Below are 14,782 nucleotides of genomic sequence, written 5' to 3' on the forward strand. Positions count from 1 at the left end.
AGGCCCGTCTGGAGATCGCTCCCGGCGCTGGCGGGGATTTCCGTCAACCCCCTGTCATTTATCGGTTTTGACGTGAGGGAAGAAGCGTTGGGCCAGCGACTCGACTCCTCCCGCGCCGCAGCGGCTCAGCCTTTTCAGGAGACAGAGCAGCTTCCAACGCCGCCGCAGCCGCCGGCACGGCCGTCCTGTTGGAAAAAATCAGCATGGCGGGCCCCTGTGCAGGCAGGAACATGCACATCAGTCGGAGGCGATGCTCATCCCCACCGCTTCCGCGACCTTGATGCCGTCAATGGCCGCTGAAAGGATGCCGCCCGCATAGCCTGCCCCCTCTCCGGCGGGATAAAGACCCGCCACGTTGAGGCTCTGAAAATCCTTGCCCCGCGTGATGCGGATGGGGGAGGAAGTGCGCGTCTCGACCCCGGTCATCACCGCATCGGGATGGTCGTAGCGCGCAATCTGTCGGCCGAAGGCGGGAATTGCCTCACGAAATGCCTCCAGCGCGAATTCGGGCAGGCAGCGCGACAGGTCGGTCATGGTGACTCCCGGCTTGTAGGAGGGGATGACCTCCCCCAATCCGGTAGAGGCGCGGCCCGCCAGGAAATCCCCCACGGTCTGTCCCGGCGCATGATAGCTTTCGCCGCCCGCGACAAAGGCCATGCTTTCCCAATGGCGCTGCAATTCTATCCCGGCCAGCGGCCCGCCCGGATAATCCCGTTCCGGGTCGATGCCGACGACCAGTCCCGAATTGGCGTTGAACTCCGCGCGGGAATATTGGCTCATGCCGTTGGTGACGACGCGCCCCTCCTCGGAAGTCGCCGCCACCACGCGCCCCCCGGGGCACATGCAGAAGCTGTATACCGTCCGCCCATTGGCGCAATGATGGGCCAGGCTGTAGGCGGCGGCGCCCAGCACCGGATGCCCAGCGCAATTGCCGTAGCGCGCCCGGTCGATCCAGCTTTGCGGATGCTCGATCCGCACGCCGATGGAAAAGGGCTTCGCCTCGATATGCACGCCCCGGCGATGGAGCATTTCGAAGGTCGGGCGCGCGCTGTGGCCGACCGCCAGAACGACATGGTCCGCCTCGATGAAGCTGCCGTCCGCCAGATGCAGCCCACGCAGCTTCTGCGTGCCGTCCGCCTGCCGCTCCAGTTCCAGTTCGTCGACCCGGTGCTGCCAGCGATATTCACCGCCCAGCCCCTCGATCTGCCGCCGCATCGATTCCACCATCGAAACCAGGCGGAAGGTGCCGATATGCGGGTGCGCTTCGGTCAAAATATCGTCCGGCGCGCCCGCCGCAACGAATTCCTCCAGCACCTTGCGGCCCAGAAAGCGCGGGTCTTTCACCCGGCAATAGAGCTTCCCGTCGGAAAAAGTCCCCGCGCCGCCCTCCCCGAACTGCACATTGCTGTCGGGATTGAGTTCGGCCCGGCGCCACAGGCCCCAGGTATCCTTGGTACGTTCCCGCACCACCTTGCCCCGATCGAGGATGATCGGCCGAAATCCCATTTGCGCCAGGATGAGGCCCGCGAACAGCCCGCACGGTCCCGCGCCGATCACGACGGGGCGCTTGCCCGACCAGCCGGGCGCCGCGCTGGCCACGAATTTATAATCCGTGTCCGGACGCGGGCGAATGTCTTGATCCTTCGCGAAACGCGCCAGCACGCCCGCCTCGTCGACCAGTTCGACGTCGACGGTGTAGACGAGCTGGATCGCATTCTTGCGCCGCGCATCATTGCCCCGGCGCACCACGACATGGCGCAGCAATTGCTGAGGCTCAAGCCCGAGCCGCTCGCAAATGGCTGCGGCCATCGCCTCGTCGGGATGGTCCAGGGGCAGTTTCAATCCGGAAAGGCGCAACATCCGCCCGCCCCTAAACCTATTACCGAGTCGGCTCCAGTGCTGTTAGAAACGGGCCCTTATTCCACCATAAAAGGCGCGCCTTTCGATCGGATAGAAGATCGCCCGGCTGGCGGGCGCGAGCTTCGAATAATCGACCACGGCACTGATATCCCCCACGGCCCGCTCGGCCGTCAGGTTGCGCGCATCGACAAACAGGGTCAGCCCCTTCTTCACCTCCGCCTGCGCACCCAGGTTCAGCGTCGCATAATCCCCGACCCGCTTGCTATTGGCATAATCGGCCCAGGCTCCCTGTGGCAGCCATTCGACGGCGGGCGAAATGCTCAGCCGCTCCGTCCCCAGCTTCAGTTCCGCGCGATAGAAATGGCGCGGCACCACGGGCAGGCGGTTGTTCCCGAACTGCACATCGCCCCGGAAGCGGAAATCGCTATATTGATAGACCTGCCGCAGGCTCGCCCATGGGGTGAGCGTCAGGTCCAGTCCCGCCTCTATCCCCTGATGCTGCGTGCGGTCCGCGTTGAAGGTCGCCGCCGGATATAACCCCGCCACGACATTATATTGCAGCAGTTCCCCTCTCAGCCTGGCGCGGTAAAAGCTGACATCCCAATGCGCGATGCCCAGCGTCCCGCGCGTGCCGACCTCAGCCGTCCACGCCTTCTGCGGGGCCAGCGGCGTGAAGCCCGGCGCCCCGCCCGCAGGCGCCTGCCCCAGTTCGATGAAGCCCGGCAACTCCACCGACCGGCCATAATTGGCGTAGAATTGCACAGCCTGCGCTGGTTCGAACAGCAGCCCGAATTTCGGCGCGAAGGCGTCGAAGGACGCATCCCCGCTCCGCACCGGAGCGAAGCGGTTGTCGAGCCGCCGTTCGCCATGGGTATAGATGCCGCCCGCGATCAGCCACAGCCGGGCGACTGGCGCGATCCGCGCCTCGCCATAGCTGTTGATCGTCTGCGCCCGCGCCTTCTGATAGGATGTCGGCGCGCCCGCCCTGCCGTTCACATTGACGAACTGCCGGAACCGGCCCTGCCCGAAGCGTGCCTGCGCACCCAATGTCAGCTCGACCGGCATCCCGCCCAGATCGCCCGCCAGATCAAGGCTGGCGAAGACACCGCGATCCTCCGACTTCTGGTCCACCACCTGATAGATCGGATGGTCCAGCGCCTTCGCATTATAATAGGCGCCGAACGCCAGCTCGCCGCCGTCCAGCGCCACAGTCGTGCGGTTCTGCAAACGGATCGAATCGATATTGCGCGCCTGATCCCCGGCGAAATTGCCCTTCGCCGGATGGTTCAGCGCGTCGCTTTCGTTGAGCGCACCCGCCAGCTTCTGCCGGATTGCCTGTGCACTGGCGTAGAAGCGCGTCTCCACGCGGTCAGTCAGCTTGAGCCCGACATTGCCGTTGAAGCGCAGCGCCCGGCGCCGTCCATGATCGCGGTCGCCGTCCGATCGGTCCCCCGTCACGGCGGCCCAGGCATCGCCCCGCTCATCGGCATAGCCATAGGCGGCCTTCGCCCGCAGCGTGTCGAACGAGCCGCCATCCAGCCGGACTTCCGCCCCCGGCGCCGTGCGCCCGGTCGGCGTCACGGCATTGATGGCGCCGCCCAGCGTCGATCCTCCCAGACGCAGCGCATTGCCGCCGCGATAGACCTCCAGATGCTGGAAGACCTGCGGGTCGAATTCCTGGAAATCGCCATTGTCATCGGCCATGTTGATCGGAATGCCGTCCTGCAACAGCGTCAGGCCCCGCATATGATAGCCACGGGACAGGCCGGACCCCCGAATGGAAATGCGCACCTCCTGCCCGAAGCGCGGCTGGGTATAGACGCCGGGCGAGAAGCTCAGCGCGTCGCGCAGGGAGACGGCGAGCTTGTCCTCGAAATCTTCCGCCGGGACGACGTCCACGCCGCCGGGCGTGCGGACGACCTTCGCCGCGGCTTCCGCGACGACGGGGCTGGCGGTGACGATGATCCGGCTCTGCTCGGCCTCTTCGGCCAAGGCAGGAGCGGACAGGGAACAGGCGAGCGCGCACAGCGAAACGCCGCGCGAAACGGAAAAGACTGACATGAAGAAACCCTTGTTGAAAATCCCGGAAAATGACGGATTTTCAATAGGCGGGCGGCCCCGAGGACGGCGGTGGAGGCGCAGCCAGCCGGGCGATAAGCCCGGTCTTGAGCGCAAAGGCGATCGCCCCGAAACCCAATTGCCAGGCAGGCAGCGGCAGATCGGCGAGGACCAGCGGCGGGACCAGCGGCTGCACCGATGCGGCGAAGGGGCAATGCTGCTGGCCCGGTGCGCCGTCATCCGGACGATGCTTGCCCGACGTGTCGTTCCGGTCGAATCTGGCCCGTTCGACCACGACATTGACCGCGCCCTGCCCGGTGCAAAGCGTCACCACCACGCCGCTTTCGGTCCGCATCGGCATGAAACCGGACGGCGCCACAAGCTGAATCGCCAGCACGAGCAGAGCCAGCGCCGCCAACAGGCGCCTTGCCCCTTCCGATCGTCTGACTGCCCCCATCACGGCACAAGCCCCTAGCGGCAGCGGCTGGCCCTGTCACTAGGACAAAAGAGCCAAGCGCCCAGGCAGGGACGATCGGTTTTGATCACCCGGATATCGCTCTCACCTTGACGTAAACGTAAAGCAACGCTACACCAGCCGCCATGGACAAACGCACCACTATCGCCGGTATCGAGCTTCCCGATCACAGCGATCGGCAAAGCTACACCATCTCGGACCTGTCGGATGAATTCGGCGTCACCGCCCGTGCCCTGCGTTTCTACGAGGATGAAGGGCTGATCGCGCCGGAACGACACGGCCTTGCCCGCATCTATTCGCGACGCGACCGTGCCCGCCTGGCCTGGATTCTGCGCGGCAAGCGGGTCGGCTTCAGCCTGTCCGACATTCGCGAGATGATCGACCTTTATGATGCGGATGAGGAACATGAGGAACAGCGCCGCGTCACCATCGCCAAGTGCGAGGCGCGCATCGCCCTGCTGACCAGGCAAAAAGACGACATCGACGCTGCGATAGCGGAACTGTCCCAGTTCGTATCCGTCCTTCACAAATAATCCGCTCACCAGAACAGAATCGTCCGGAGAAGATCCATGCCCAGCTACGCCGCCCCCATTCGCGACACCCGCTTCGTGCTCGACCACATTGTGGGGCTGGACCGCTACACCAACCTGCCCGGCTTCGAAAATGCGACTGGCGATCTGGTCGATGCGATCCTGACCGAAGGCGGCAAGATCGCCGCCGAAGTTCTTTTCCCGCTGAACGCAGTGGGCGACAAGGAGGGCTGCACCCGCCACCCGGACGGCAGCGTCAGCACCCCGACCGGCTTCAAGGCAGCCTTTGAAGCCTATGTGGGCGGCGGCTGGACCACGCTGAATGCGCCGGTCGAATATGGCGGCCAGGGGTTGCCCCATGTCGTGGCGACGGCGGTGAGCGAATATATATTGTCCGCCAACCACAGTTTCGAAATGTACCATGGCCTGACCAGCGGCGCCGTGGCCGCCTTGCTCGCCAAGGGCAGCGATGAACTGAAGCAGAAATATGTCCCCAACATGGTGTCGGGCCAGTGGACCGGCACGATGAACCTGACCGAACCGCATGCGGGCACCGACCTCGGCCTCATCAAGACCAAGGCCGTTCCCAATGCCGACGGCAGCTACGCCATCAGCGGCACCAAGATCTTCATTTCCGCGGGCGAGCACGACCTGGCGGAAAACATCATCCACCTCGTCCTGGCGAAGACCCCGGGCGCGCCCGACAGCAGCAAGGGCATATCGCTGTTCGTCGTGCCCAAGTTCCTGGTGAACGAGGATGGAACCCTGGGCGATCGCAATGCCGTCTCCTGCGGGTCGCTGGAACACAAGATGGGCATTCACGGCAACGCCACCTGCGTCATGAACTATGACGGTGCGACCGGATGGCTGGTGGGGGAGGAGAACAAGGGTCTCGCCGCCATGTTCATCATGATGAACGCCGCGCGGCTGGGCGTCGGCCTGCAGGGCCTGGGCCAGGCGGAGATCGCCTATCAGAACGCTGCCGCCTACGCCCATGACCGCCGCCAGGGCCGCGCCCTGACCGGGCCCAAGGACATGCAGGAAAAGGCCGACACGCTGTTCGTCCACCCCGATGTCCGCCGCATGCTGATGGAAGGCAAGGCGCTGACCGAAGGGTTGCGCGCCCTGATGCTGTGGGGCGCGCTTCAGGTCGACCTGTCGCATCAGGCCGCCACGGAGGAGGAGCGCCAGGCCGCCGACGACCTGGTGCAACTGCTGACCCCGGTGATCAAGGGCTATGGCACGGACAAGGGCTTCGACGTCACCGTCGTGGCGCAGCAGGTATTCGGCGGCCATGGCTACATCTGGGAAAATGGCGTCGAACAATATGTCCGCGACGCCCGCATCGCCCAGATCTACGAGGGCACCAACGGCGTGCAGGCGATGGACCTTGTCGGGCGCAAACTGCCCATGAACGGCGGTCGCGCGCTTCAGGCCTTCCTCAAGATCGTCGCGGACGAAGTGGCGCAGGCCAAGGGCGATGAAAAGCTCGCCCCCATTGCCGAAGCTCTGGAGAAGGCGAGCGGACAGCTTGGCGCGGCGACCATGTGGTTGATGCAGAACGCGATGAAGAACCCGGACAATGCCGGGGCTGGCGCGGTGCATTACATGCACATCGTGGGCATCGTCGCGACGGGCCTTATGTGGCTGCGCATGGCCAGGGCCGCGACGGCCCTGCTGGCGGCTGGCGAAGGCGACGCCAAGTTCATGGAGGCCAAGCTGGTGACCGCCCGTTTCTTCGCGGAACGCATCATGCCGGACGCCGGCGCGCTCCGCCGGAAGATCGAGGGTGGCGCCGACAGCCTGATGGCGCTTGATCCGGAAATGTTCCTGGCTGCCTGATCTTTACGCCAGGCAAGGTTCGGGCCGCTGTGCAGATCGATTTCAGGAGAAGAGGGCAAGCTCCTGAAGGCGATCTGCTGCGTTATCCCATTGCGCGCGACACTGCATAAGCCCATCAACAGGCGGATGATGCAGCGAGCCGCTTCGTGAACGGGCCTCCTACGGCGAACCGAACGCTCGGTCTTCCCGCCTGTATTGCGCTGGTGATGGGCAATATGATCGGATCGGGCGTGTTCCTGCTCCCGGCTGCACTCGCACCGTTCGGCTGGGATGCCGTGGCGGGGTGGATATTCACCATCGCCGGATCGCTGCTTCTCGCCTATGTCGTCGCGCGGCTCACCGTGCTGATGCCCGATGTCGGCGGCACGGCTCAGTTCATCACCCGTGCCTACGGCCCCCCCGCCGGATTTGCGATCGGGTGGATTTACTGGATTTCGGTGATCTTCACCAATGTCACCATAGCCGTTGCCGCAGCCGCCAATCTCAGCAGCATCCTGCCGGCGCTGAACCGGCCCGGCATGGGGGCGCTTACCTCCATCGGCTTCCTCTGGGCGACGACCGGCATCAATCTGATCGGCGCGCGGGCGGCAGGTGCCACCCAACTCGCCACCACCGCGATCAAGCTGATCCCGATCGCAGTCGTGCTGGTCCTGCTCGCAGTCACGCTGGGCGATGGGCGGGCGGAGATAGCGCCATTCCCGGCGCAAGGCTTCACCAGCGCCGGCATCACCGCCTCGGCTGCGCTCACGCTCTGGGCGCTGCTGGGCTTCGAATCCGCGAGTGTCGCGGCCGACAAGGTACGCGACCCCGCCAGGACCATTCCACGGGCCACGATGCTCGGCACAGCGATCACCGGGCTCATCTACCTGCTGGTCTGCTCCGGCATCGCCCTCACCCTGCCTGCGGCCGAAAGCCGGTCCGGCTCTCCCTTTGCAGCCTATGTCGCGCATTACTGGTCAGCGGGGCCAGCGGGATTCATCGCTGTCTTCGCCACGATCAGTTGCCTGGGCGCACTCAATGGCTGGACATTGTTGCAGGGCGAAGTGCCGCTGGCCATGGCGCGAGGCGGCGAATTGCCGCGATGGCTTGCAGGAACGAACGGTTCGGGCACGCCGGTCCACGCGCTGCTGCTGTCCTGCGCGGTCGGGACGCTGATGCTGATCGCCAACAGTTTGCAGGGGCTGGTCGCGCTGTTCACGGCGATGGCGCTGCTGTCGACTTCGGCCACGCTCTGGCTCTATGTCGGGTGCGCGCTGGCGGCGCTCAGGTTCCGGCTCGTGGTGCCGGCGGCGTTGCTGGGCCTTGCCTATGCGCTCTGGACATTATGGGGCGCGGGACCGGTGCCGAGCGGCGCCAGCTTCCTGTTGATGGCGGCGGGATTTCCCTTTTACGCCTGGGCGCGGCGTGAGGGGCGGAAACGCGCCTGAATCAAGCGCGCATGCTGCCGCCCTTGCAGCGACCCGCCTCCCTGAAGGACGGGGAAGAACTCAGTCCCCCCACAATTCCTTGAGCTTGCTGAAGAAGCCTGTCGACTGCGGGCATTCCTCGCCCGTTTCCGTCTCGCGGAACGCCTCCAGCAATTCACGCTGCTTCGCCGTCAGCTTGGTCGGCGTTTCGACATCGACCTGGATCACCAGATCGCCCTGCCCACGCCCGTTCAACACCGGCATGCCCGCGCCGCGCTGGCGGATCTGCTTGCCCGACTGGATGCCGCTGGGGATCTTGATCTCATGCCGCTGGCCGTCAAGGCCCGGCACTTCGATCACGCCTCCCAGCGAGGCCGTGGTGAAGCTGACCGGCGCGCGGGCGAACAGCGTCGTCCCGTCCCGTTCGAAGATCGCATGCCGCTTCACATGCAGGAAGATGTAGAGATCGCCGGACGGCGCGCCCCGCGCTCCGGCCTCGCCTTCGCCTGACAGGCGGATGCGGGTGCCTTCATCGACGCCCGCCGGAATGTTTACCGACAGCGTCTTGGGCCGGTCCACCCGCCCCTCTCCCCGGCAACTCCGGCAGGGACTTTCGATGACCTGCCCCGCGCCATGGCAGGACGGGCAGGTCCGCTCGACCACGAAGAAGCCCTGTTGCGCCCGCACCTGGCCATGACCATGGCAGGTGCCGCAACTCTTGACGCCGGTGCCCGGCTGCGCGCCGGAACCTTCGCAGCTTTCGCACGCGGCGGAAACCTCGATCTCGATCTCGGTCTTCTTGCCGTGATAGGCATCGTCCAGCGTGATTTCCATGTCATAGCGCAGGTCCGCCCCGCGCCGCTGGGCCTGCCGCCCGCCACCAAAGCCGCCGGCGGCCTGGCCGAAAATCGTCTCGAAAATATCGCCCAGGTCGGAAAAGCCGCCGCCGCCGCCGCGCCCGCCACCGAAACCGCCGCCGCCATTCTGGAACGCGGCATGGCCAAAGCGGTCATAGGCGGCGCGCTTCTGCGGATCCTTCAAACATTCATAGGCTTCGGAAACAGCCTTGAACTTCGCCTCGCTGTCGGTGCAGCCCCCGGTCTTGTCCGGGTGATATTTCATCGCGAGCTTGCGATAGGCGCTCTTGATCGTGGCCGAGTCGGCCGTGCGCTCGACCTCGAGCAGTTCGTAATAATCAACTTCGGTCGTCATATCGCCCCCGACGGCATGTCACCGTCACCCCCGCAAAAACGGGAGTCCATCTTCCAACCTATACGCTCGGGGCGATGTTTGGGAGATGAATTCCCGCTGGCGCGGGAATGACGGCGAGCGTCCATCAGCTTACGCCTTGTTATCGTCCACTTCGGAGAATTCAGCGTCGACGACATCGTCATCCGCCTTCGGCGCGTCCGCGCCCGGAGCAGCCGCAGCCGCCTGCTCCTTCTCGTAAATGGCCTGGCCCAGCTTCATCGCGACCTGCGCCAGTTCCTGCGCCTTCGCCTTCATTGCTTCAGCGTCGCCGCCCTCGACCGCCGATTTGGTCGCGGCGATCGCGGTCTCGATTTCCGACTTCAGGCCGGCATCCACCTTGTCGCCATGCTCGGAAAGCTGCTGCTCGGTGGTGTGGATCAGGCTCTCGGCATTGTTCTTCGCCTCGGCCGATTCGCGCTTCTTCTTGTCTTCCTCGGCAAAACGCTCGGCATCCTTGACCATCTGGTCGATGTCGGCGTCCGAAAGGCCACCCGAAGCCTGGATGCGGATCTGCTGTTCCTTGCCCGTGCCCTTGTCCTTGGCATGGACATTGACCAGACCGTTGGCGTCGATGTCGAACGTCACCTCGATCTGCGGCACGCCGCGCGGTGCAGGGGGAATGCCGACCAGGTCGAACTGGCCGAGCAGCTTGTTGTCCGCCGCCATTTCGCGCTCGCCCTGGAACACGCGGATCGTCACCGCCTGCTGATTGTCATCGGCGGTCGAATAGACCTGCGACTTCTTGGCCGGGATAGTGGTGTTGCGGTCGATCATGCGGGTGAACACGCCACCCAGCGTTTCGATGCCCAGCGACAGCGGGGTCACGTCCAGCAACAGCACGTCCTTGACGTCGCCCTGCAACACGCCCGCCTGGATCGCCGCGCCCATGGCGACGACTTCGTCGGGGTTCACGCCGGTGTGCGGTTCCTTGCCGAAGAAGTCCTTCACGGCCTCGCGCACCTTGGGCATGCGGGTCATGCCGCCGACCAGCACCACTTCGCTGATCTCGCTCGCGGATACGCCGGCATCGGCCAGCGCCTTCTTGCAAGGCTCCATCGTCCGCTTGATGAGGTCGGCCACCAGCCGTTCCAGATCGGCGCGGGTGATGTTCTTGACGAGGTGCTTGGGACCATTCTGGTCAGCGGTGATGAAGGGCAGGTTGACTTCGGTCGACTGCGCAGAAGACAGCTCGATCTTCGCCTTTTCCGCCGCTTCCTTCAGGCGCTGCAAAGCCAGCTTGTCCTTGGTGAGGTCGATGCCCTCAGCCTTCTTGAAGTCCTCCGCCAGATATTCCACCAGCTTGGCGTCGAAATCCTCGCCGCCCAGGAAAGTGTCACCATTGGTTGACTTCACCTCGAACACGCCGTCGCCGATCTCCAGGATCGAGATGTCGAAGGTGCCGCCGCCAAGGTCATAGACCGCGATGGTCTTGCCGTCCTGCTTCTCCAGCCCATAGGCGAGCGCGGCCGCGGTCGGCTCGTTGATGATGCGGAGAACTTCCAGGCCCGCGATCTGGCCGGCGTCCTTGGTCGCCTGACGCTGGGCGTCGTTGAAATAGGCGGGAACGGTGATGACCGCCTGCGTGACCGTTTCGCCCAGATAGCTCTCGGCGGTTTCCTTCATCTTCTGCAGGGTGAAGGCGGAAATCTGCGAGGGCGAATAATCCTTGCCGCCGGCATTGACCCAGGCGTCGCCATTGGGACCCTTGGCGATGCTGTATGGCACCAGCTCCATGTCCTTCTTGGTCATCGGATCGTCGAAACGGCGGCCGATCAGGCGCTTCACCGCAAAGACCGTATTGTCGGGATTGGTGACGGCCTGACGCTTTGCGGGCTGGCCGATCAGTCGTTCGCCATCCTTGGTGAAGGCGACGATGGAGGGCGTCGTGCGCGCACCTTCCGCATTTTCGATAACCTTGGGCTTGCCGCCATCCATCACAGCAACGCAGCTGTTGGTGGTGCCCAGGTCGATACCGATTACTTTTGCCATTGTGTCCTCTTTGAACCCCAAATCATATTCAGCGGTTGACGGCCCCATACCTCACGAAAGCGCCAAGGCAAGGGCGTTTGCGCAAGGGATATAGGCGCGCTTTTGCTTGGCACAAGAAGCTGTGACGATTACCTCTGGGAAACGACCGGAAACGGGACATCAAGAAAGCCATTGCCCATGCGCGCATTTTACCCCCTGATCGCCCTTGCCGCCCCTCTGGCCCTCGCCGCCTGCGGCGACCCCGCGCCCACCTATGTCGACCAGGCCTGGGTGCGGCTCAGCCCCAACAAGGACACGCCATCCTCCGGCTATTTCGTCGCCCATGGCGGTGATGCGGATACAGCGCTGCGCGGCGTGCTCACGGACTATGCGCTGAAGGTCGAGATGCATGAGAGCATGAGCGAAGGCGGAAAAATGACGATGAAGCCGCTCGACAGCGTTCCCATCCCGGCAAAATCCAAGGTCGCCTTCGCGCCGGGCGGCAAGCATCTGATGCTCTGGGGCATCAACGACACGGCCATCAGCCGCGGCAAGATGACGCTCACCTTCCTGCTCGCCAATGGCGACCGCCTGCTGGTCGACGCCATCATCCAGAAGCCCGGCGGCGCCGCGCCCACCCCCGCTCCCCAGGGCAAGGAGCATGACGCGCATTGACCGGGCGCCCGCTGACCGAGGCGGAAGCCGCCCTCGCCCTGTCGGTTTTCGCCGCCGCCATCGATTATCGGCGCGTCCGCGTGCACAACCGCAAATGGTGGCCGTTTCAGCCGCGGCAAGTCACCATGGCGCCCGACGGCAACCTCTGGTTCCATCCGGAAAGCGGCCTGTTCTGCGCCGATTTCTGCGATAGTCCGCTGCACATACAGGGTCATTTCATCCATGAAATGACCCATGTCTGGCAGGCGCAACAGGGCGGCAGATGGTATCTGCCGCTGATGCGCCACCCCTTTTGCCGCTATGACTATGAGATTGTGCCGGGCAGGCCCTTTCACCGCTATGGCCTGGAACAGCAGGCGGAAATCGTGCGGCACGCCTTCCTCATGCGGCGCGGGATTCGCGTGGAAGGCAAGCCGCCGCTGACGACCTATGAGGCGCTGCTGCCGTTCGCAGGGGAAGGGAATGACAGGATCGGCCGATCGCCTTCTTAACCATAAACGCCAGACCGCCTTCAACGAGGGACATGCTGCATCCCGACGCCCTGTCCCCTGTCGCCTTCTCCTTTAAAATTAGGCTTTTGCGCGGAGAGCAAGCCATGCAGGTCGACAGCAACGACACTCTGTCCGAACGGGCGGAGCTCCACTTTCTAGCAGCATTGGTGGACGAGCTGATGCGCAAGCTGCTGGTTTCAGGCGTCCTCAGCCAGGCCCAGCTCAACGAGATAGAGCAGCAGGTCTCCCGTCGCGTCGGGCACAGTCCCCGCGCCTGGTAGTCTTTCAGGCCGCTTCATCCTGCTATATCATCGCCGGATGCGCGTCCTGACTGCCCTCCTGCCCCTCGCGGTCTTCCTTGCCGGACCGGCCTGGGCGCAAGAGTCCCGGTGGGCTGGCCATTATTATCTTAACGGCGTGATGGAGACCGGCTCGGAACTGATGCTCCGCCCGGACGGCCGTTTCCAATGGTATCTGGCCTATGGCGCGCTTGATCTGTTCGCGGAGGGTCGATGGGCCGAAAAGGACGGATCCGTCATCCTCACCTCCGAAAAGACGAAGGATGTACCCGAACCAGGCTTCGAGACGCTTGTCCTGAAGATCAAGGACAGGTCGCTCGTTCCTCCGGACGGCCGTGGCGCCTATGTCCGGCCCTGATGGTGCTTCTATTATCGGACTGCCGGCTCCAGCAGCCGGATCGTACCCGCATCGGCATCGATCTCCGCACGGCAGCCCACCGGCAGACTGAACTGGCTGGCGACATGGCCGAACAGCGCACCCTGGAAGGCCGGAACACCAAGGGGCGCCAGATGCTGCTGCAACACCTCCGCCAGGGTAAATCCGCCATAGGAAGCGCCGCTCGGGCCGCAATCGGTGCATTGCCCGAACACGACGCCCGCCACCTTGCCCAGCACGCCGGCGAGCGCCAGTTGGGTGAGCATCCGGTCGATCCGATAGGGCTGCTCGCTCACATCCTCGATGAACAGGATCGCTCCGTCGAAATCAGGCAGCCACGGCGTTCCCATCATCGTCGACAGCACAGTCAGGTTCCCGCCCAGCAGCCGCCCGCTCGCCTTCCCTCCGCGGAACGTCAATATGCGCCCGCTGCGCTGCACCAGCCTGTCTTCATGCCCCTCTGGACTGGCCATCAACGGCGTCGCCCCGTCGAAGGCGACGGCGCGAAAGGCATCCCAGGAAAAGCGCGGCCAACTGCTCGCGGCATTGGGCCCGTGGATCGTGACGAAACCGGCCCGCGCCGCGAACGCCAGATGCAGCGCCGTGATGTCGGAAAATCCGACCAGCAGCTTGGGATTGGCCCGGATCGTCGCGAAGTCGAGATAAGGCAGGATGCGGGCGCAGCCCCATCCGCCGCGCGTGGCGAACACCGCCCGCACCTGCTGATCGGCGAACATCGCATTGACGTCGGCGGCCCGCTCCGCATCCGTCCCGGCCAGATAGCCGTAACGATCGACCAGATGCCTGGCGGGCCTGGGCACCAGCCCCATGGCGACGATCGTTTCCTTGACCAGGTCGAGGTCGAAGGCGTCGTCGGTAAAACCTGCCGGTTCGATCAGGCCGACACTGTCTCCCGGACGAAGCCGGGGCGGCTTCACCGGGTCCGCGGCGGATGCGGCCAAGGCGCCGGGCGCTGCCATCGCGGCGCCCAGCACGGCCATCAAACCCCGGCGGTCCAGCCTCAAAAGACGCTTCCATTCTTGCGCCTATAGGTGCCCCCGGCCCACTGCATGTCGATGTCGGGATAATGCGCATCCCCCAGTGGAACGCGCCCAACGGCAAGGAACACGCAATCCTCGCTGCTTTCGTTCACCAGCTGATGACCATTGGGCTCGCCCTTCGGGAACGATGCCATATCGCCGACGTGCAGCGGCGTGCGGCTTCCCTCCTCGACCAGCACCGCTTGCCCGCTCAGCATGACGACGAACTCGTCCTCATCCTCATGCCAGTGCCGCTGGGATGATGCCGCACCGGGCTTCAGAACCACATGGCTGATGCCGAAATCGGACAGGCCGGTCACGGGGCCCAGCTTGCGCACCCACCGCCCGGCGACCGCACCGGCATAAACCGGCGGATAGCCCGTTCGATTGGTCTCTTCGACGGCCGCCAGGTCAACCTTGGGCATGACATATCCTCCTGCCGGCAGCGCCGCTTGCATCCTATGCATGCGCGCCTCGCACCCATTCCAGACAGCTTCAAATGCGCGTCGGC

General features: G+C 64.5%; 14 protein-coding genes. 7 read left to right on the plus strand and 7 right to left on the minus strand.

The features are described from left to right. Positions 1-237: 237 nt before the first annotated feature. Genes MRBLMC3_RS17765 through MRBLMC3_RS17775 form a run of 3 tightly spaced genes read right to left on the minus strand, consistent with a single transcriptional unit; the run spans position 238 to position 4,378 of the window. Positions 238-1,860 carry an NAD(P)/FAD-dependent oxidoreductase gene (locus tag MRBLMC3_RS17765; RefSeq protein WP_363830938.1) on the minus strand — a complete coding sequence of 541 codons (1,623 nt, stop codon included), beginning with the start codon at positions 1,858-1,860 and terminating at the stop codon, positions 238-240. 42 nt (positions 1,861-1,902) lie between these two features. Continuing rightward, a complete protein-coding gene (locus MRBLMC3_RS17770; RefSeq protein WP_363830940.1) occupies positions 1,903-3,921 on the minus strand; it encodes a TonB-dependent receptor family protein in 2,019 nt (672 codons plus the stop codon). 40 nt (positions 3,922-3,961) lie between these two features. Beyond that, positions 3,962-4,378: a DUF2946 family protein gene (locus MRBLMC3_RS17775; protein WP_363830942.1), complete on the minus strand. Its 417-nt coding sequence runs from the start codon at positions 4,376-4,378 to the stop codon at positions 3,962-3,964. A 140-nt stretch (positions 4,379-4,518) separates the two neighbouring features. Between MRBLMC3_RS17775 and MRBLMC3_RS17780 the strand changes: the two genes are divergently transcribed. The 3 genes from MRBLMC3_RS17780 (at position 4,519) to MRBLMC3_RS17790 (ending at position 8,192) form a co-directional block, all read left to right on the plus strand. Further along, positions 4,519-4,926, plus strand: a complete 408-nt coding sequence (locus MRBLMC3_RS17780; protein WP_363739438.1) for a MerR family transcriptional regulator — start codon at positions 4,519-4,521, stop codon at positions 4,924-4,926. Positions 4,927-4,962: 36 nt separating this feature from the next. After that, positions 4,963-6,765 (plus strand): acyl-CoA dehydrogenase C-terminal domain-containing protein, encoded by a 1,803-nt coding sequence (locus MRBLMC3_RS17785; protein ID WP_363830945.1) that lies wholly within the window; start codon positions 4,963-4,965, stop codon positions 6,763-6,765. A gap of 146 nt (positions 6,766-6,911) precedes the next feature. Further along, positions 6,912-8,192: an APC family permease gene (locus MRBLMC3_RS17790; protein ID WP_363830948.1), complete on the plus strand. Its 1,281-nt coding sequence runs from the start codon at positions 6,912-6,914 to the stop codon at positions 8,190-8,192. 60 nt (positions 8,193-8,252) lie between these two features. On the opposite strand, the gene dnaJ is transcribed toward MRBLMC3_RS17790, so the two are convergent. Continuing rightward, the gene (gene dnaJ / locus MRBLMC3_RS17795; protein ID WP_363739434.1) at positions 8,253-9,383 is read right to left on the minus strand and encodes a molecular chaperone DnaJ; all 1,131 of its coding nucleotides are present in this window, start codon (positions 9,381-9,383) and stop codon (positions 8,253-8,255) included. Between the two features lie 129 nt (positions 9,384-9,512). Further along, a complete protein-coding gene (gene dnaK / locus MRBLMC3_RS17800) occupies positions 9,513-11,411 on the minus strand; it encodes a molecular chaperone DnaK (protein WP_363830951.1) in 1,899 nt (632 codons plus the stop codon). 177 nt (positions 11,412-11,588) lie between these two features. Here dnaK and MRBLMC3_RS17805 point away from each other — a divergent pair, with 177 nt between their 5' ends. The 4 genes from MRBLMC3_RS17805 to MRBLMC3_RS17820 all read left to right on the plus strand — a co-directional run bounded on the left by MRBLMC3_RS17805 (position 11,589) and on the right by MRBLMC3_RS17820 (position 13,213). Continuing rightward, positions 11,589-12,065 carry a copper chaperone PCu(A)C gene (locus MRBLMC3_RS17805; RefSeq protein ID WP_363830954.1) on the plus strand — a complete coding sequence of 159 codons (477 nt, stop codon included), beginning with the start codon at positions 11,589-11,591 and terminating at the stop codon, positions 12,063-12,065. Continuing rightward, positions 12,062-12,556, plus strand: a complete 495-nt coding sequence (locus MRBLMC3_RS17810; RefSeq protein ID WP_363830957.1) for a vgr related protein — start codon at positions 12,062-12,064, stop codon at positions 12,554-12,556. Before MRBLMC3_RS17805 ends, MRBLMC3_RS17810 begins: the two co-directional genes overlap by 4 nt. 104 nt (positions 12,557-12,660) lie before the next feature. Then, positions 12,661-12,837 (plus strand): hypothetical protein, encoded by a 177-nt coding sequence (locus MRBLMC3_RS17815; protein ID WP_166666373.1) that lies wholly within the window; start codon positions 12,661-12,663, stop codon positions 12,835-12,837. Between the two features lie 37 nt (positions 12,838-12,874). Beyond that, positions 12,875-13,213, plus strand: coding sequence for a hypothetical protein (locus MRBLMC3_RS17820; protein WP_133653387.1), 339 nt, complete (start codon positions 12,875-12,877; stop codon positions 13,211-13,213). Positions 13,214-13,224: 11 nt separating this feature from the next. Here the strand turns inward: MRBLMC3_RS17820 and MRBLMC3_RS17825 are convergent, their stop codons facing one another. Beyond that, entirely contained in the window at positions 13,225-14,232 is a 1,008-nt protein-coding gene (locus tag MRBLMC3_RS17825) for a S66 peptidase family protein (RefSeq protein WP_414714668.1), read from the minus strand. Positions 14,233-14,252: 20 nt separating this feature from the next. Beyond that, positions 14,253-14,696, minus strand: coding sequence for a cupin domain-containing protein (locus MRBLMC3_RS17830; RefSeq protein ID WP_363830960.1), 444 nt, complete (start codon positions 14,694-14,696; stop codon positions 14,253-14,255). Positions 14,697-14,782 lie beyond the last annotated feature (86 nt).

Source organism: Sphingobium sp. LMC3-1-1.1 (genome assembly GCF_040676285.1).
In the GTDB taxonomy this organism is placed as follows: Bacteria; Pseudomonadota; Alphaproteobacteria; order Sphingomonadales; family Sphingomonadaceae; genus Sphingobium.

Excerpts from the sequence above, each read along its gene's own strand:
- MRBLMC3_RS17820 (WP_133653387.1), top strand. The coding sequence starts at position 12,875 with ATGCGCGTCCTGACTGCCCTCCTGCCCCTCGCGGTCTTCCTTGCCGGA.
- MRBLMC3_RS17780 (WP_363739438.1), top strand. The coding sequence starts at position 4,519 with ATGGACAAACGCACCACTATCGCCGGTATCGAGCTTCCCGATCACAGC.
- MRBLMC3_RS17770 (WP_363830940.1), bottom strand. The coding sequence starts at position 3,921 with ATGTCAGTCTTTTCCGTTTCGCGCGGCGTTTCGCTGTGCGCGCTCGCC.
- MRBLMC3_RS17765 (WP_363830938.1), bottom strand. The coding sequence starts at position 1,860 with ATGTTGCGCCTTTCCGGATTGAAACTGCCCCTGGACCATCCCGACGAG.
- MRBLMC3_RS17805 (WP_363830954.1), top strand. The coding sequence starts at position 11,589 with ATGCGCGCATTTTACCCCCTGATCGCCCTTGCCGCCCCTCTGGCCCTC.
- MRBLMC3_RS17830 (WP_363830960.1), bottom strand. The coding sequence starts at position 14,696 with ATGCCCAAGGTTGACCTGGCGGCCGTCGAAGAGACCAATCGAACGGGC.
- MRBLMC3_RS17825 (WP_414714668.1), bottom strand. The coding sequence starts at position 14,232 with ATGGCCGTGCTGGGCGCCGCGATGGCAGCGCCCGGCGCCTTGGCCGCA.
- dnaJ (WP_363739434.1), bottom strand. The coding sequence starts at position 9,383 with ATGACGACCGAAGTTGATTATTACGAACTGCTCGAGGTCGAGCGCACG.
- MRBLMC3_RS17785 (WP_363830945.1), top strand. The coding sequence starts at position 4,963 with ATGCCCAGCTACGCCGCCCCCATTCGCGACACCCGCTTCGTGCTCGAC.
- MRBLMC3_RS17815 (WP_166666373.1), top strand. The coding sequence starts at position 12,661 with ATGCAGGTCGACAGCAACGACACTCTGTCCGAACGGGCGGAGCTCCAC.
- dnaK (WP_363830951.1), bottom strand. The coding sequence starts at position 11,411 with ATGGCAAAAGTAATCGGTATCGACCTGGGCACCACCAACAGCTGCGTT.